Genomic DNA, 18,223 nt, shown 5'->3' with positions numbered 1-18,223 from the left:
AATGGATTCAGTTATAAAATCTATGGTCACTCCCGTTTTTGCAACACAAATTTTGATGTATGGTGGGCTTGCGTAAATCTATTCGGCGTCTGGTGAGCAGTCATGCCCGCGCCACGATGAGTTCCGTGCCTGCCGAACCTTAAAAACCGGTCGGCTTCAGAGAGCCATTTTTTATATCAGGTTCATCAGCAGGCCGATATGCCGTTCATGTCATCAATTATCTGTCGTCGCAAAACCAGATGGTAATTGCTTAACTTACTGAGCTAACGCCGTTTTTCGTTGGCTCTTTTTCCTCAATTTCTCCGCTGAGGTAAACATAATGACTGTGGAGTCTGCTCAGAACCCTTGCCAGATAAGGCGGAAAGTCATTTTCTTCCAGCACAGCGGCCAGACGTCGTATCACGGCAATACCGCGCGGCAGACTGACGCCGAACTCCAGCAAAAAAGCGTGCATCTGATTGGTGGTTTTAACGCGTTGCCGTATCAGTGAGTCTCTGACACGATGGAGGGCGGCCATCGCCTGTTGGTCTTCTGTGCGGGGGGCACAAAGCGCATGGAGGGCCGGGAAGCTGCCTCGCAGATAGCTTCAGCATCGACAAAATCGTTCTTGTTACTCTTAACAAAAGGACGGACGAACTGCGGAGAAATCAGCTTTGCCTCATGGCCTAAATCAGCGCTCCGGCGAGCCATAAAGTGCGCCCCGCCGCAGGACTCCATCACTACGGTTGCAGCCTTGCAGGAACCGAGAAAATTAATAAGCTGAGTGCGGGAAAACTTCTTACGCAGCAAGGCGTTACCCTGCCTGTCCTGACAGTGGACATGGAAGGAATGTTTACCGAGATCGATACCAATAAGCGTAACGTTTTGCATGATGATTCCCTCCAAAATAAAATACCCTGCTAGCGTACCTCTCACAGGGTGGGGGTGACCATCTCATTAACCGACCGGCGTGCCACACAAGTTCAACGCGGAACAGCAGCGGGCCTTTATAGAAACCTGCGGGAAACTCAAGCAGGAAGCCGGAGACAATGAGCCCATCCTACTCAGGGGACGAAACTGGCTTATGGCTGGATGCGTAAGGGCCAGAAAACGTAGTGAAAACCACGGGAAGCCGTACCCGTCTGAACCTGATGGGAGCCCTGAATCTGGCCGATATCAGCAAAACAGTCGTACACGAATATGATCGTATCGACAGTTATCACCGGAGTGAGTGGGTGAAAGACTGGGCTTATGTGATGAATATTGAACTTCATGACTTACCGCCCTACAGCCCAAATCTGAACCCGATAGAAAAGCTGTGAAAAGTGATGAATGAAAAAGTCAGAAATAATCGTTACTTCACCTCGGCGGCCTTGTTCAGGCAGGCAATACATCACTTTTTTACGGAAATATTACCGGAACTTGCCGGGAGTCTGTCACGCCGTATTAAAACATCAACAACCCCTAGCAAAAAGTATATTTTTCACATTTTCACCTATGACTATTTATAACTCAACTTCGGATATTTCTCGTCATAATCAGAAATATATCGTTTCACAAAAGGAAGAAATGCTATCAACTCATCGTCAACCGGTAACTCAACCTCAGCTAGAAGAACTTCAAGCCTCAATGCCAACATACCATTCTGCCGAATTACGTTTACAATCCGCATAACGACATCTGTATCTTTATTTCCCCCTTCAAAAATTCGCCTATTAACAAGATATGTTGGCCCACAAACCTTCTCTGCACTAGGTACAAAAGCTTTTAGACCTACTTGCCTAATCGGAATAGACTCCACTTTGATGGGTTTAGATGAAGTAACAGCAGTAGACTTATAAGAATACATTGATACAACAGGTGCTAATTCAACTATCGGATGCTGAGTTGGCTTAATAGTATCTCTATACCCACTTTTCACTTTACCTTCACGAATATTACGCTGACATAGTTGGTAAACTTTTGCCGACTTACCAGCAGGCATAATCAGCGGTACTGATCCGCCGCGGGGCAAATTAATACGATCAACAAAACGCAATACATCATTATCAAGTAGAATCTGTGTGTACTTCTTCGCGGTATTACGATTACCGATCCTACACCAGTAACATGCAAAAGTTAGTGTAAATGCAGTGGCATCAGCAACTTGTTCTTTAAACACGCGCTTACACTGTAGAAGCTGTCGAAATCCTGTATAAAGACGTTCAGCATGTATGGCCCCTTCCGGCAATTCAGGCAAATCACAAACCTCCTCAGGTATGATCATACCAGCATCAATCAACAAACGAGTAAGCCACACCTTATTTGTTCCAGCTGGGAATTCTTCTTTAGAGATCCTACGACCAGAATGCATCATGGCATAAATATGGGATAAATCGAACTTGACAGGACCACTCGCACCACTAACAAAATGCACCTCATTAAACGCTTGATAAACCACACGATACTTACCATTTTCAGAATACAAAGCAATACTACAACTCGGGGTGTTATCTTCTACTCCGGGAATCACCGAAGAAAACGACCTAGAATATGGTCTCTCACAGGTAATACGTTCAATAGGAAACCCCAAATATTGTGCAGCCCGTAACCACGTACCTGGTTGTGAAAGCAGCTCATCAAAGTCCCCCTGAGAAAACGGAGCCCTCAACGGTTCTGGGACAACAAAACCACATAACTCTGAGCCCCTTTCAATATCTCCTCCTGAACACAAGGAAACGTATCCTATGTTCACTTTGGTCTTATGGGGATGAGTTGTTCTTTTTTGTACTTTTGTCTGCGCTTGTTTTCTTGTGGTGTCTTCTAAGATATTGACATAGTTAATTAGTGTACCTGAGTTAGTCCAGGCGTACACAAAGTCGTTTCTCTTAGAAGCGGATGGTAAGTAGTACAATCTATTGATATTTGTACACGTTTGGTCGATATCGATGTTCAGTTCGTTTGCGATCTTATGGTGAACACTTTTGAAATATTCCGGTGGGATCGGTTTGTCTAATAATAGTACAATTCTCCATCTTGGGTGATAGTAACTAGAGTTGTAAGTTGAATAGACAATACATGAATAATGCGAGAGTTTTTGCTTTAGATTTTCAAGTGTATAGTGATTCTTTTTGCAATCAATGTCGTAAACAATTAGAGAGATCTCACGTATATCATCTTCATTTCGTGTGTTTGTGTGAGTGAATGTACCTGGTATGAATGCAGTAGTACTCTTTTCATCAACGATGTTGTGTTTAGATAGTAAAGAAAATAGTTCTTTTTGTGTTAATGCAGCTTCCATAGGTTGAGTGTCAGTTTCATCTGATACGAGACAAATGCGGTATGTTTTTTCAAATGATTGAAGTAGCGAGGTTTTTGTTACTGCTTGATTTTTTTTCATTGATACGAAACACTGTATTTAAAACAATAGGTTACCGCACCGTAAAAAATTGACTAAGGAGTTACATGTAGTATAATTGTAACTGCAAAGCCAATCTTCCAAGTGAAGCACTATATCGCAGGGTGGTACCCCTGCGATAATTTGGTCTTGTCGTTCTTAATGAGCCAGCCTAAAAGCTGGCTTTCCTTTATGAGATTGAGATTTTTTCTTTCAGTAGTTACCCCTTTATCCGTACTTTTGATTTCAAATTTTCAATTTAATGTGTCTATAGTTTTTCTTTTATTATTTGAACATATAGCATTTATGATTGAACTATAATAATAACAACCTTATTTTTCAATAGAATGCAAACTAAGCCCAAATCAAGCTGTAGGCCTCGTGTTTACTGGTTTCTTGGGTGATCGTAGGGAATTTTATGTATGAATTAGAAGTAAATTATTGAACTTTTAATCCAATTCATAGATTTATTCCACATCAAGCTTTCAATCCAATTCATGGATTTATTCCACATCAAGCTTTCAACCTAGTTCATGGATTTATTCCACATCAAGCTTTCAACCCAGTTCATGGATTTATTCCACATCAAGCTTTCAATCCAGTTCATGGATTTATTCCACATCAAGTTTTCAACCCAGTTCATGGATTTATTCCACATCAAGCTTTCAACCCAGTTCATGGATTTATTCCACATCAAGCTTTCAATCCAGTTCATGGATTTATTCCACATCAAACTTTTAATCCAGCTCATGGAATTATTTTCCTATCTTCAATGCGCAATTTTACAACTGAACGGTTACCTGATTCAGATCTTATTATTAACTGGAAATAAAGGAGGGTAATGACTTAAGAAGTAAGAAAAAATTTTGAACGGGAATACTGCTATAACATATTAAAATTTCGTTTTAAAGTTTTAAAAAAACGTGGTTTTTTTTCACCTCAATCCCAAAAACGTTACTCTAGACGATGAATTATAGGAGAAGTATATCAACAACATATCAAAATCCCGTTTCAAAGTTTCAAAAAGAACACGGGATTTTTTCCACCTCAATCTCCGAAAGGGTTACTACTAACTGGTGGTTTGATTAAAAAACAAACATATTATGAATTGTTTTTGGTTTGAATTTGCAAACTAAGGAAAGGTGAAAGTAGATTTCGAATCCGGGGTGAATCTGAATTGACTTCTGGCATAATGGCAAATTTACCATTATCAAGAACGACTTTAATACCTAGTATGTTGGCAGTATCTTTTATAGCTACACCGTTCCTATATATAGGCTCGTAGTCTTCATCAATGCGTTCGACAGATTTTCCATCAATGACATCGACAGTTATAGCTGGAACTCGGTGTTTCTCTATTACTTCACTAAATGCCTTTTTGAAATTTGTCATAGTAAACTGCGGCGCTGTGCGATCTTTCATCTCATTCCAGTCCATCACATAAAGCCTTTTGTTAGTAAAGTACGCTGAGGTCCACAAGCTAAAAGCGAACACTAAATTATGAGTAACCGACAATACTAAAGGATGAGTGTTAGTTAGGTCATGTATAGCGTGTGTTTCTCCATCGATCTGGCGACGGATTTGAGAAATGATTTCTGGTGGAAACTGAATCTGTAGAATCAAACCTGGCACGTCAACAGATTCTCCCTCAAGACGAAGCGTCAAAATATCTAAATGGAGGATTGTATTATCTGACATTCCATACTTCTTTAGAAACCATTTGGGTAACTGTTTAATGTGAAAGCTGGTACCTGACAAGCGACGAATTGACTTAACGGCCTGCATTTTGTTACCGCCAGTTTTAGGAAGCTGAATAACTGTGAGAATAGAGCTAAGTGGAATATTATAAGTTTCGGTTATCTCCTCGTTATTGCGTAATCGTTCTCGGATAATAGACTCAAGTACAGTTATTGTTGCTATGTAATATCTTAAATCTTTGAGTAGAGCGATCCGCTCTCCTTTGCCTGATTGAGTCTCTATCCGAACCCGCTCATTTCCCCAAATAACATAAGATTCAATTTTGTTTTGATTTCCTTTTTGGTTAAAGCGTAATGCACCAAACAAGACGCTTGTTATTAAGTCACAAAAGGCCAGATCAGAAAGATCTCTTTGTTTAATGAGATCAACTTCCTCAATATGCATTTGAGTCAGTTCTCGTGATACTTCTTCTTTTAAAGGCTTATCTAACTGAATAGAAAGATCTGGGATAATAAAGTTGAATAGAACACCGCGGCGTTTATTTTTGGGATCAGTAGTACAGTAGAGTTCTGCAAATATTCCTTTCTTTGTTAGAGCCTTTGCATGATTCCTTATAGTGGAAATGGAGACATCCATTTCTTTGGAGACATCTTTAAGAGAAGTTACCTTCTCGTCATTCATTTGACAGAGGATAATACACTGATTGATGAATGTGAGATGTTTGGCATTAATATCCAACATCGGTAAAGCTCGACGTAAACCAATAATTGTTTCATTATTGGGTATTCTGACTAAAGGAGCGGTTAAACCTCTATCTATGTTTAGTTGAGTGTAGTCAATTGTTTCTATATTTGAGTTTGACATATTATCCTACTTAAAAAATTTTCCTCCGCTTCAGACGTATAAACTAACCATTCATACTTATACGTCTAGCACTATATTCATCCGCTACACTGAGAGGAACCAAGCCTGCCAGCGTTTTTTTTCTCCTAATTCGATTCCCCAGTGGCAACCCGTGACCTGAATCAGCGTATTAATGACAGTCAAGTGAATTTTATTATGACATATATTTGAATTTTTACTGACTGTTATCTAAATTACTACCATGTGCTATAAATTTTGCTATAGTTCAGAAAAACGATAACACAAGGTGCATCTATGTCAGATAATTTTGACCGGTTACTCGAAACCGGAAACCGCGCAAACATCATGCTAAGCTGGCTAACAGAACAGGTTCAGTCGAAGCGTGAAGAATTTGAACAAACGGAGTTTTATAAGACCTATTCAAAGTCAGCTGTTTCCAAACTCCCTCACATGAGTAAACGTGCTGTTGATAGCGCAGTCGAAGAAATGGAAGCTGCCGGATATGTGTTTAATAAGCGTCATGGGGGAACCTCCACACAGTTCGCTATGACTCTTGAGAACATTATTGATATCTACGCTCATCGTGGCATTAAGACGTATCGTGAGAAGCGCGGAAAAGCCTTTGTTATTTTCGTTGTGAATCTGAAAGGCGGTGTGTCCAAAACGGTATCAACTGTTACTATGGCGCACGGTATGAGAGCACATCCTTCCTTACTGCATGAAAATCTGCGCATTCTGGTTATCGACTTTGACCCGCAGGCGTCTTCAACGATGTTCCTTAATCATCACCATAGTATCGGCCTTATCAATAACTCCAGCGCACAGGTCATGTTGAACAAAGACCTTACCCGTGAAGAAATTCTTGAAGAGTTTGTTCAACCTTCTATTGTGCCAGGTGTAGATATTATCCCTGCCTCTATTGAAGATGCTTTTATCGCTTCCCGTTGGGCGCAATTGTGTGAGGAGCATCTGCCGGGTATGAACGAAAATAATGTTCTCCGCGAGAATATTATCGACAAAATAAGTGACGACTATGATTTTATTTTCATCGACACAGGTCCACACCTTGACCCGTTTCTGATTAATTCACTAGCAGCCAGTGATATGTTGATGACTCCAGTTCCGCCATCGCAGGTCGATTTTCACTCGACGTTAAAATACCTGACCCGTCTGCCAGAGTTGGTACAACTCATTGAAGATTCCGGCCTGCAAAGTAACATAATTGCTAACGTTGGATTCATGTCAAAAGTCGCCAATAAACCTGACCACAAACAAACACACAGCTATGCCAAAGAGGTGTTTGGTGGCGATATGCTTGATGCTGTTCTTCCCCGACTCGAAGGTTACGAGCGCTGCGGTGAATCCTTTGATACGGTAATCAGTGCAAACCCACAATCTTACGTAGGCAGCATTGACGCACTTCGTAGTGCAAAAAATTCAGCAGAAGATTTTTCCCGCGCAGTGTTCGACCGTATTGAACTTCTGAGAGGTGCCGCATGATCCAAAAAAGAGAAAGACAGATTCTTGGCCGCACTTTTGATGAATCACCACTGGCAGGTAAATTACCAGGTTCATCTGTTGAAAGCAGTCAACGCTTCACATTAGCATCCGGCCGAAAAGTTATGTTTCATGTAGAGACTATTCCAGCCGAACAGGTTGCTACGCGTACCTATGTAGACCAGAACATTAACGGACGTGATCAGAACGCGCTTAGCCCGGAATCTCTGGAAGATATAACGCGTACTTTGTCTTTCCAGCAGTTCTTCCCGGTCATTGGGCGCAAGGTTGATGAACGTATCGAAATTCTGGATGGATCACGTCGTCGTGCCGCGGCTCTTATCTGCAATGTCGGCCTTCGGATTATGTTTACCTGTAGTCAAATATCCCTAGAGGATGCCCGTCAGCTTGCAGCCGACATTCAGACCGCTAAAGAGCATAACATCCGCGAAGTTGGTATCCGCTTGCTTGCGCTGCGTGAGAGCGGTATGAATCAGAAAGAGATCGCTGAATCTACCCGTATTTCTCCGGCGAAAGTTACACGGGCAATTCAAGCTGCCTCTGTCCCTAATGAGCTACTGTCTGTTTTCCCTATTCAATCAGAGCTGACTTATCCTGATTATAAGAAGCTGCTTACTGTAGCAGAGGTTGCCGATAAAAAAGATTTATCTCTTAAAGAGTTAGTGGCCGATGTCGCGAAAGAAGCAGAAGCCTTACGCTCAGAACGGGAGCTGTTTGCGGAAGATTTTAAAAACGAGATCATTAAACTTTTTTACAAATCAATATCATCATTGACAGTGAAGCCTGCGACTAACAAGCCAGTAACCGAAGCTCTCAGAACGTTTGATGATCGCCGCGTTTATGCACGAAAGAAAACCAACGCGAAAGAAAGAAAGGTTTCCTACGAGTTTAGTCGGATCAGCAAAGAAGTACAGGACAAAATTGATGAGGCTATTCGGGCTATCATTGAGCAATATGAGTAAGCCCCTGTAAAGCCCGGATAGTCTGGGCTTTTTAAACGCTTTATCATACCCCCAAATGTCCTGCTCCAATTTCACCCGTAACAATATAATTATAAAGGTTTAATATTGATAATTTCGGAGTGAAATCCCGCGATATTTCGGCCTGTATCTTGCGTCTGACACCCTCCCCGCCCGTACTGCTGTCTCTTATACACAAATCCCTCAATTTTTATTGAGAGATTTCAGACCGCTGACAAACCTTGCTGAAAATCACGAGGTTTGTTTCTTTCATGATGAAGGATCATGCCACCATAACCCGGTTTAATCCCCCGCTAGGGGGTTATTTTAGCTCCTGCTGCATTGACTTTGCTCATCTTCCTGAGATAAAAACAACACAACATTGCGACCAGCAAGGCTATCTTCTTGATATTTTTGGCTGTTGCCGCCAAAAGACACGGTATTTGCACTTTCAGTAACCCCGGAAAACGGGCATAAAGATGCCCGTGATGCTGCTTCGCATCCGCAAAACTGCGCTCTATCGTTCCTGGTAAGCTTTGTTTCATCAATGATGAGGGGACACCCAAATGTTCAGTGACATATTTCCGCCGGATATCGCAAGCTGCATCAACCTCCCAATCGGCATGCTCCAGTAAATACTGAATGCCATCAGGTGAGCTTTCTCCAGTTACCAGCTGTTTTTACATTCAATATCGCTAAGCAATCCCCGGAAATAGGAGTAATTGTGTTGGCACAGACCGGTATGGTGAAACAAGGGGGAACTAAACGGCGGTGTAATCACTGTACATACCCACTCGTTGGATATGATGAGACGATATGCACAGTGTGTTTCAAAGAAATGTATCCGCTAGATGCGCAATATTTGTCATGACTCAGGTTGCTGAATATCTTCTTTTAATGTTTTTAGTAACGCATTGATACCCAGTCGAAAAATTTTGTCAATGATCACATTTCTTTCATTTAATGTCATTCTATGAAGGAGCATCAACCATGCATTTTCTTGTTCTTCAGTGACAGCCGTATCTCCAATTGCTAACCATCCAACAGTAACCCCAGATTTTTCCGCAAATACTACCAATTTACTTAAAGACGGCTCTATCCTACCTGATAGATAATTTCTTAGTGATGATTCTGGTATTCCACACCTATTTGCAAAGCTATTAACGGATTCATCACCTATCGCCTGTCTCAATCTATCTTTAAACTCTGTTATTTCATTGCATGTATTATCACTAGAAGTACATTTTTCTTTTTCACTCATTTCAATAGCTATCTCTTGTCTCAAAATTACACCTCGCAATATATTGCGAAAACGAGTTGACTTCGCAACATATTGCGAATACATTTATATCCACACCGATAACCAAAATCCATAACATTATCCTAATAATTTTATATTTTCATTTAAATTCAAATTTATAAAAACAAAAATATTGAAATTTACACTTCTCAACAAGATACAGAAATACAGAAAGATTGTTTTTTATTCGTTTTTTGTTGCGAATACATTTACATCCATACCGATAATCCAAACCCATAAAGATTATCATTAACTAATGAACATTGAATCTATCAGGGTTCCATAATGCAAACTAACAAGCAAGAAGAAGATTGGTACCCGGTAGACATTATCGTCGCTATAAAAAAGCGCGGAACAACACTGGCTGCCGTTTCTCGCAAAGCAGGATTAGCATCATCTACTCTGAATAATGCCTTGATACGCCGTTATTTAAAGGGAGAAAAACTAATTGCTGCTGAGTTGGATCTACATCCATCAGACCTTGGACCCTCTCGTTATCAAAAATAAACCAATCAGAATGAATGCTTTATCCCCAGTGGAAACATCCTATAAACTATAGAAGGAGTGAAGTCATGATTAAACAAGTAGTCACTGATTTACGCGAATTAGCTAAAGCCATTCCCATTATTGATGATAAGACCACTAATTTAATGCTGTATAAAATGGCAGATAATATTGATTCACTACAAGAAATATTTGGGTCTCTAATTGATAAAAATATTGAGTATTTTTCATATAGCCCAAAAACTAGCTTTCAAAGACATACATCATTTAACACTGCTATTGACGCTGCAAATAACGAAATATGTATCTATAGGAAATATGAAGATGCTTATGGTTGGAACAAAGATGTTAATCAAATTTGTTGGGGTGTTGTCACTCAAAAAGCTACCCAAATAGATGATGATTACGAACTCAAAGGTATTAATACCAGTAGTATCATCAAACAAATCCAGGCTAATGCCGAGGATACACTAGTTGAAAAAATCGGAGACATGTTCGATGCTACGACAAGTAACAATGAAAAAGATACAATTGGACAGATTTACTGCTTACTAAAATATGGTATTTTGCCATTTCTGCGGGATGCTACTGTCATGAGTGAGCGTAATAAAAGTTAGTATCCAAATTAGCCTGTACTGCTGAAGATACCGAAAAAATATGCAGACAGCTATCCGTTAGAGAAATATTACAAAAAACTGGCATCAGTAAGAAATGCCTTGCTGGTGCATATGAATACGATGTTGCAAAGATTAGAAAACATTGCCCAGAATATTAGAATACTCCGATGGGATTGAGTGCTAATTACAAAGGGTTGCATATTAGAACTATTGGTGAAGAAATTCTTATCAAAGATTACCAAGGCCGTTTCTATATAGAAGTACCGAGTTATGTTGATATAACAAGTGCTGAACATGTGTTAAGTGAATGGGTTTCTCAGATTAATACGCAGTGATAAAAACGCACTTATTAAATTCAGTAAGTATTTGAGAGAATTTCAGTCCGTCCGGTTTTCTGCTATAACAGGCAATCAATTAGAAATATTTTTGAGTACATTACAATTTACAACGTATACATGGCTACTCTGTATAACAACTATATTTCCCTGCAATCGGCAGGGTTAGGAAATTCATATCATGGGTCAACGAAAACATTTAACACAATTCGAAGTAGAAAGAATTCTGGAAATGGCGGAAAAAAGCCCAAATCCAGAACGAGATTATTGTCTTGTATACATGACTTTTGTTCATGGTTTACGTGTTAGTGAAGCTAGGTATTTACGATTATCTGATCTAGATTTGGGAGCACAAACCATTTACGTACAACGCTTAAAGTGTGGACTTTGTACTAATCAACCACTATTAGGGTATGAAATCAATGCGATTAAAGCGTGGCTCAAAGTACGTAAAACCTTTCGAGGGGCGGAAAGCAACTGGTTGTTTTTGTCACGTTCCGGTAAACCGCTAACACGTCAAAGTATTTACCAAATTATTAAACGACTAGGTAAATTGGCGAATATTTCTGTTCATTCGCATCCACACATGTTACGCCATGCCTGTGGTTTTTCTCTCGCAGACAGGGGAGCAGACACGCGTCTGATACAAGATTATCTTGGACACTGCAATATTCGCCATACAGTGCGGTATACTGCTAGCAACCCTGAGCGTTTTAAAGGAATTTGGAAGAATACACGAAATAGATCCCCTGTGTTGCATTTCGGACATGATGATGTTCCTACTTAAATAATCTTTCTTGTGGGATGCCAGTTTAACACCGTTCTCTTAATTGAATTGAACGGTGTTAAGATCTATTAAAGATTTGATACATGTCGATTGAAACAAATTACAACTCTATATGTTGTCTACAATTACTATTTCAAGAAGTTCATCGTAGCCACTATAAAACCTGTCGTTTCAGTGTTGAGTACACGTTCATTATTTACGTCCCAGTAGAGTCAATATTGTAAATGCTGACCTTTTGAGGTCGGTACCTAAAGTTTGCACTCACTAGCAAATACACCTTTCCTTACCCGACGATAAATTAGCTTGTGAGCGGGATATATGCCGTGTACAAATGACTAAAATACTCTCGCCTCCTCCAACCTTTCAAGACGATACTGACGGCATCATGGGTAGCGCTTTGCCATGATGATTTATCGCAATTCTACTTTTTGTTGACCTGTGATTCACAATCACATAGTCTGTCCATGCGGTAATATTCCGCTTAACTTCCGGCAGTGCGCCACTAATCACCTAATTTCGGCCACCAGCGCCTCTCTGAATGATAATACCCAACTCATTCTTCCGGTTTTTCTACGCCTGTACAGAATTCGATAGCTTGTTGCCTCATGGTACCGGGCTTTTTGCTTGTGCGTCGAAAAAGGTGTTTTTCCTCATACCGAGAATAATCAGTGTGTCCAGACACTTTTAATCTGGAGTTTTCTTTACCTTAAATCAGTAACTTCCTTTCGCTGTTTTTTGCGGTTTAAAAATGGCATCTGCCATAACATCATAATTTTACTAAATTTATTAATTTTTTAATGAGGTATTAACTATGCAATCCAGAGCTAGGGGCATTGTTGTGATTGAGCCGAAATACATTCCTGCGAAAGATAATGTGGATTCTCACATTCTCTTCCGGCTGCGCTGTGACTTTAAGGTTAATTCCAACAAAATTGCTGAGTTCTATACTATCAAAGCCTTTGGTAAAGTCGCAGATTTCCTACGTGGCCAAATCAAGAAAAATTCAAAGGTGTATATCGAAGCATTGGCACGATCAAGCCGTTATAAGCACATTGAGTTTCACGCATTCATGGTGCATGTATTGGCAACCGGCATGGCTATCGATACCCGCATTGATGATGCAAAACCCTTTGCGTTTACCGAAACCAAAAAAGAAACTCCTGCTACTACGATTGAGTACACACACTCGCCTGAGATGCGTGCCAGTGTGAAAACTGAAATGACATGGCAGAAAATGTCCGACGATGATGTTGCGTCTGTGTCGAACAAATTCCGTAGCTTGTTAGCGTTTCAGAAATCCCGCATCAATGGATCTACCAATGGTACCGAGTGCGTTGAAGATAAACCTACAACTGTGAAGGCTTCTAAGCCATCTCAGTCAACAATGAAAACTGTTTCGCAGGTTGTAGCTTCTGTTACCCCTATCGCAAAGCAGCGTTTACAACAAACTTCGATGGAACAAAATGCCGCGTGTTTTTCACCAACGGCAATGCTCCTCAATGCTCGCGAGGCATTGCATCGTCAGCAATCCTCCGTATGCAGTGATAATTTTAATGGTAACTATGCTGATATACGTTCCTGAATCTATTCAGACATTGAACAGAGCCGCATTCAGGCGGCTTTGTTGTATTTTGGCTGGTGGTAAAATTTTATTAACTCTTTTTAAATTTATATGAGGTATTTATGTCCTACTCTAATAGCTCCCGCCGAGCTTATGCCGACAAACAACAGAAAAAACAATCCACTGATATCACCGTAAAAGTTGACGCTGTTATCCGGCATTTGCTGTCTCTTGAGAGGAAGTTCAATGCTGCTATTGTTCATGCTCCTCACATTTCATTCCAGCGTGAGTGCATATTTGCAAAGCATATCATCAACAACAACAACTTTCTTACCGACATTGCTACTAGCAATCCTCAGTCTTTCGAGACAGCGTTTCTGCAACTGGCAAGTAGCGGACTGACACTTGACCCAGCGCAGAAACAAGCTTATTTGGTTGCCCGTAATGGTCGCGTAATCCTTGATGTATCCTATATCGGTTTGTGCCGTATGGCTACGGATGAAGGACTCTGTCAGGATATCATCGCAGAGCTGGTGTTTGAACATGATACTTTCAAACCGAAAGGCAGACGCCAGAGTCCCATTCATGAATATGACCCTTTTGCTGAGAAAGGTGATTTGTTACTAACTTCATCTGATAAAGGTATTGTCGGTAGTCGTGGACACTTTCGTGGTGTGTATGTGGATTATCTGATGAAATATGGTTGTAATCTAGTGTTCTTTGTTGACGTTCGTGATCTGGCCGCTTCGCGGGCAGTCTCAGAGTCTTGGAAGAAAATCGAAAAACGCGCCTACTCTCCGTGGACAACGTTTCCGTGGAAGATGGTGCTTAAATCTGCCATAAAACAAACTGTATATCACATTCCGGGCAACCGCACCCGCCTGAGCGCCATTATTGATTATCTCAATACCTATGGTGAAGAAGGTTTCCGTTCGTCCGGTAATATTCCTATGGAGGCGGCTCAAGCAGAAATGGTTCATCGCCAGGCAGCTCAAGCGGCCAATGGCGGTAGTACTGTTAAGGCAGAAACCAGAGAAGGAAATGTGATAGAAGGTGAAGTAATACAGCGTGAAAAGCAGTCGGCTTCATCTCAACCAGAAACAACGGTTGCAGATAACACCCAGTCTGACAATGCGGCTGGTGCCGCTCAATCTGAGCATAGCCAACCCGTAAGTCAATCTGAACAGATTGAACATGAAGTTATGTCCGATGTTCCTGGTGTTCGTCTTTCAGTATTTAAACGTGTACAGAAGCTCGTAACCCGTGCGCAAACAACATTGGCTTACGAAACTATAATCGCGGAGCTGAAAGATACATTCGCATTTAATGACTGCGAAATAACATACGCTCGCCGTATGCTGGCACAGTCACGTCGTGACCAATTGAGCAACACGGTTCACAATTCAATGCATCATCTTGATTTTACTCAAGCTCATGACTTCGTAAATAAACTCGCTGATGGCGAATTTAAAGCTAATGCTCTCAAATGGGTTGCTTCCGTTGAAGAAGAAACTATGAGACTAGGTGAGCTTTACCATGCAGCTCTGAATTCCGGTGATTATTCACAGGTGAATGAAGCCCTGCAATCAGTACAGTTCGTCCCTCTCAAAGAGATGTTAACTGAGCTGATAAATACCGCTAAAGCAGCGTAAATGAACCGGTGGAGATCCACCGGTTTTTTAACTTTATTAACTTTAAATTTATCTTTAGGTGATCATATGTCTGTATCAGTGTGTGAAGTTGTAGATGTGGAGCAAGGCACTCCAGCGTGGCACGCATGGCGTAAAACCGGCGTGACAGCCACATGTACCCCTATCCTTTTAAAAATAAGAGGTGCAACAAAAACTCCTTATCAACTTTATCTGCAATATGCAGGTTTGCTCGAATCGGAAGATCTTTCCGCTATCAAGCAGGTTGATGCAGGTAAGAAACTGGAAGCGCTGGCCCGCAAATATTGCGAGGATAAGTTAGACCAGATTGCTACGCCTTTTTGTGTTAGGAATAAGCAGTACCCATTTATGATTGCATCGCTGGATGGACAGCTTAATGACGGTTCAGTCCTTGAGATAAAGAATCTATCAATCAAGAAGCATTTAGCTATCCTTCAGCAAGGGGCAAATTCGCCAGAGTTTCAGTATTATTACTGGCAATGTCAGCATCAACTCTTTGTCACCGGTGCACCGCAAGCTTACTTGGTGTTTTGGTCAGCTACCGACCAACCCAAAATATTCAAGATCATGCCAAACCAAAATGCATTCAATCGTCTTTTGGCGGTATGTACTGAGTTCTGGCAATGTGTCATGAATAAGGTTGCGATACCTTTTGATAAAGAAAACGATGTCTTGCTCGTCTCTGACGCTGCAATCATGGAGCAAACTAAAGAGTTTACGATTCCGAATGACCTCATGGTTCGTGTACTGGATCTTCGCTGCCAGGTGGAAGCACTTCAGCTCATTGAAAGTGAGCTCAAGAAAATCGAAGAGAAAAAAGCACAGTTTGAAGAGGCAATGAAAGTATCGATTCAAGGCTTGGCTTTAGCTCTCGGTTTTGCCAGCAATGACCCTGTCCGCATTGATGGGTTTGGTTTCCGCTATCTGGAAAAACCTGTTAAAGGGAAGATCAACTGGAAAATGATCGCGGAGCGACTAAACATCAACCTCGAGCAATTTCCTGATTGTGTTGGTCAGCCATCTATTCGTACATCACTATCGGTCTACGAATACGATACAACAGGTATTGACAGTATTTATATTCCTCAAAATGACTCGAAAGATATCGTCTCTAAAGGAGAAGAGTTGGAAGACGTAACAGGCAGCATGCTAATGTTCTAAGTAAAAAGCTCGATCATTGAGCTAATACCGATCGCTTAAGAGAAGATTGCTATCTATAACGATAGCTAGTCCAAAACAGCAAATAACCCTAACCCCTCGGGAGGAAACTCCTCCAAGGTTCTCTCCCATAACCAAAGGAGAGAGGCATGAACCTAGATAAGTTAAGTCGGCTGGTAGACCAGCATTACAAGACCCAGGAAGAGATCGATAACGAGATCATCTTGGCCGTCAAAAAGGTGCTGCGAGCCAACTCCGCTGAATTAGTTCGTGAGCTTGTTGGGGGGATCTCTCAAGATCATCCATTTCCCCCATTTTTACTCGTTATAGTTAAGCAGCTAAAACCGAGATAACTTAGTACCCCAACCTGGCATATCAAGGCCCAATTGACCTTGATATGCCTCCAACCTAATTTGAGGTACTATGTTTAACTCGAAATAGACATTTTGGATAAATGGTTCTGTGATGGCATCGACCACTCAGTAGATAAGTTGTTGGCTGGAGATAACGATAACTAACCCTATCCTTGGTGACATAAAGATTAAGGACTTTGGCTGCAACAGGAAATTTCGATCTGTTGAAGAACTTCAAAGCACTTTGTCTGAACAGTGCAAAGGTCAGCATATCAGTATTGTCTACGCGGCCAAGCCTAGCGGACTGCTCTGCACAGTCTTTGTCAGCGTTGACGATGCTGGTGGCGTGAATCGAACCTATAGAGATTAATCTCCAGCAACAAAAATGCTCATGTTATTCAGACACAGCTCCGGATTCGTTTTACAGCCCTCAAGTGCAACACGCCCTGCCGTTGCCATTTCAGCCGAGCCCGCAATCAGTATATGACCGCCATAAACCAGTGCATAGCCGCCTGCCGCCGCGCAATGATGCGCTCTTTCGCAGCTTTGTCCCCTTTCTCTGCCGCTAAGATACCTTTTTGATTATCTACCGATAACTGATACAACATATGCTCAGTCATGTTATTACAATAGACAAGCTCTGCGCTGTTCGCTTTTGTCTTATCTTTTATCTTATAAGCCAATCCCTTATATCCAACCATGATTAAACCATCAATTCTTTGTAGATTTATACCGGTTTCACCCAAACAGTTGGGTAATAAACTTAAATTATATTGAAATTTACTGGAAATAAATGAAGCAGAATTCATTACACACAGAGTAATCCTGTTATTACTCTGCTTTCTCATAAAATAGCAATCGTTGATAATAAATTTATTATCAATTGTTTTTATTTCATTTAAAGAGTGAGTTACATTAAATGAGTTATTCGAATCAATTTCTTAAAGCTTTAGGGATAGTTGATGTTTCAACTAAGACTTATAACGAGATAAGCAAACGTACAAAAATTCCGATTGATAGACTCAAGTATTATAATCAAAGAAACATTATGCCGAATGGTAAGGATCTGACGATCCTTTGTGATGTATTCAATTTATCACCTATCTACTTTCAATTGATGATGGGTCATATGGATATGCATACCTTAGAGCTAATCCAGGAAAATGCATCTTTCATCTATGATAAAATTAAAACTTCGGAAAATAATAAGTTAGATTTTAGCAGTAACGAATCGGATATTGGGGTGGTTTTACAAACCAATAATGGAAAGTTATATAATGGTGATTGTTTAAATGTCACTAAAAAAATTCAATCTGATTCTGTTAATATGATATTTTCTGATCCTCCATTTAATCTTGATAAATTATATCCTTCAAAAATGAACGATAATTTGAAAGAAGAGGAATATATCAAGTGGACACATCAATGGTTAAATGAATGTATTCGTATTTTAAAACCAGGAGGTGCATTATTTTTATGGAATTTACCAGTATGGAATAGTAAAATAACAAACTTTTTGCATGGTAGGCTTAATTTTAAGCACT

The 18,223-nt window shown here is 40.6% G+C and carries 16 protein-coding genes and 3 pseudogenes; 12 read left to right on the top strand and 7 right to left on the bottom strand.

What is annotated here, in order from left to right:
- Positions 1 to 283 precede the first annotated feature (283 nt).
- Positions 284 to 870, bottom strand: a pseudogene (locus OO184_RS23210) (IS110 family RNA-guided transposase); the annotation flags it as partial.
- Positions 871 to 940: 70 nt separating this feature from the next.
- Between OO184_RS23210 and OO184_RS23205 the strand changes: the two are divergent.
- A pseudogene (locus tag OO184_RS23205) lies at positions 941 to 1,490 on the top strand (transposase); the annotation flags it as partial.
- On the opposite strand, the gene OO184_RS23200 reads toward OO184_RS23205, so the two are convergent.
- From OO184_RS23200 to OO184_RS23190, 3 genes are all read right to left on the bottom strand, one after another.
- A complete protein-coding gene (locus OO184_RS23200) occupies positions 1,481 to 3,358 on the bottom strand; it encodes a hypothetical protein (RefSeq protein ID WP_265381202.1) in 1,878 nt (625 codons plus the stop codon). The pseudogene OO184_RS23205 and the gene OO184_RS23200 sit on opposite strands and share 10 nt — an antisense overlap.
- Before the next feature lie 523 nt (positions 3,359 to 3,881).
- A complete protein-coding gene (locus OO184_RS23195) occupies positions 3,882 to 4,106 on the bottom strand; it encodes a hypothetical protein (RefSeq protein ID WP_265381201.1) in 225 nt (74 codons plus the stop codon).
- A gap of 350 nt (positions 4,107 to 4,456) precedes the next feature.
- Positions 4,457 to 5,917, bottom strand: a complete 1,461-nt coding sequence (locus OO184_RS23190) for a hypothetical protein (RefSeq protein ID WP_265381200.1) — start codon at positions 5,915 to 5,917, stop codon at positions 4,457 to 4,459.
- Positions 5,918 to 6,211: 294 nt separating this feature from the next.
- On the opposite strand from OO184_RS23190, the gene OO184_RS23185 reads away from it, so the two are divergent.
- Both OO184_RS23185 and OO184_RS23180 read left to right on the top strand, forming a co-directional pair.
- Complete coding sequence (locus OO184_RS23185; RefSeq protein ID WP_265381199.1) at positions 6,212 to 7,417, top strand: AAA family ATPase; 1,206 nt, start codon at positions 6,212 to 6,214, stop codon at positions 7,415 to 7,417.
- Positions 7,414 to 8,397, top strand: a complete 984-nt coding sequence (locus tag OO184_RS23180; RefSeq protein ID WP_265381198.1) for a ParB family protein — start codon at positions 7,414 to 7,416, stop codon at positions 8,395 to 8,397. The genes OO184_RS23185 and OO184_RS23180 overlap by 4 nt, the downstream gene beginning before the upstream one ends.
- A 311-nt stretch (positions 8,398 to 8,708) precedes the next feature.
- Here OO184_RS23180 and OO184_RS23175 read toward each other — a convergent pair.
- Both OO184_RS23175 and OO184_RS23170 read right to left on the bottom strand, forming a co-directional pair.
- A pseudogene (locus tag OO184_RS23175) lies at positions 8,709 to 8,918 on the bottom strand (transposase); the annotation flags it as partial.
- 341 nt (positions 8,919 to 9,259) lie between these two features.
- On the bottom strand, positions 9,260 to 9,679 hold the full coding sequence (locus OO184_RS23170; protein ID WP_265381197.1) for a helix-turn-helix domain-containing protein: 420 nt from the start codon (positions 9,677 to 9,679) through the stop codon (positions 9,260 to 9,262).
- A gap of 300 nt (positions 9,680 to 9,979) precedes the next feature.
- Between OO184_RS23170 and OO184_RS23165 the strand changes: the two genes are divergently transcribed.
- The 8 genes from OO184_RS23165 (at position 9,980) to OO184_RS23130 (ending at position 16,679) form a co-directional block, all read left to right on the top strand.
- Entirely contained in the window at positions 9,980 to 10,201 is a 222-nt protein-coding gene (locus OO184_RS23165) for a helix-turn-helix domain-containing protein (protein WP_265381196.1), read from the top strand.
- A 65-nt stretch (positions 10,202 to 10,266) separates the two neighbouring features.
- Positions 10,267 to 10,815: a hypothetical protein gene (locus OO184_RS23160; protein WP_265381195.1), complete on the top strand. Its 549-nt coding sequence runs from the start codon at positions 10,267 to 10,269 to the stop codon at positions 10,813 to 10,815.
- Between the two features lie 167 nt (positions 10,816 to 10,982).
- Positions 10,983 to 11,150, top strand: coding sequence for a hypothetical protein (locus tag OO184_RS23155; RefSeq protein WP_265381194.1), 168 nt, complete (start codon positions 10,983 to 10,985; stop codon positions 11,148 to 11,150).
- A 181-nt stretch (positions 11,151 to 11,331) separates the two neighbouring features.
- Positions 11,332 to 11,937, top strand: a complete 606-nt coding sequence (locus OO184_RS23150; RefSeq protein ID WP_265381193.1) for a tyrosine-type DNA invertase — start codon at positions 11,332 to 11,334, stop codon at positions 11,935 to 11,937.
- Between the two features lie 811 nt (positions 11,938 to 12,748).
- Positions 12,749 to 13,519 carry a single stranded DNA-binding domain-containing protein gene (locus OO184_RS23145; RefSeq protein WP_265381192.1) on the top strand — a complete coding sequence of 257 codons (771 nt, stop codon included), beginning with the start codon at positions 12,749 to 12,751 and terminating at the stop codon, positions 13,517 to 13,519.
- Positions 13,520 to 13,620: 101 nt separating this feature from the next.
- Positions 13,621 to 15,150 carry a recombinase RecT gene (locus OO184_RS23140; RefSeq protein WP_265381191.1) on the top strand — a complete coding sequence of 510 codons (1,530 nt, stop codon included), beginning with the start codon at positions 13,621 to 13,623 and terminating at the stop codon, positions 15,148 to 15,150.
- 66 nt (positions 15,151 to 15,216) lie between these two features.
- Positions 15,217 to 16,329 (top strand): lambda-exonuclease family protein, encoded by a 1,113-nt coding sequence (locus OO184_RS23135; protein WP_265381190.1) that lies wholly within the window; start codon positions 15,217 to 15,219, stop codon positions 16,327 to 16,329.
- 146 nt (positions 16,330 to 16,475) lie between these two features.
- Positions 16,476 to 16,679 (top strand): hypothetical protein, encoded by a 204-nt coding sequence (locus OO184_RS23130; RefSeq protein ID WP_265381189.1) that lies wholly within the window; start codon positions 16,476 to 16,478, stop codon positions 16,677 to 16,679.
- Between the two features lie 476 nt (positions 16,680 to 17,155).
- Here the strand turns inward: OO184_RS23130 and OO184_RS23125 are convergent, their stop codons facing one another.
- The gene (locus tag OO184_RS23125) at positions 17,156 to 17,380 is read right to left on the bottom strand and encodes a hypothetical protein (RefSeq protein ID WP_265381188.1); all 225 of its coding nucleotides are present in this window, start codon (positions 17,378 to 17,380) and stop codon (positions 17,156 to 17,158) included.
- A gap of 218 nt (positions 17,381 to 17,598) precedes the next feature.
- Between OO184_RS23125 and OO184_RS23120 the strand changes: the two genes are divergently transcribed.
- On the top strand, positions 17,599 to 18,223 hold a 625-nt coding region (locus OO184_RS23120; RefSeq protein ID WP_265381187.1), incomplete at its 3' end, for a DNA methyltransferase.

The sequence above is a fragment of the Photorhabdus aballayi genome (assembly GCF_026153155.1).
GTDB lineage: Bacteria > Pseudomonadota > Gammaproteobacteria > Enterobacterales > Enterobacteriaceae > Photorhabdus > Photorhabdus luminescens.
This window is presented reverse-complemented; position numbering and strand designations above follow the sequence as displayed.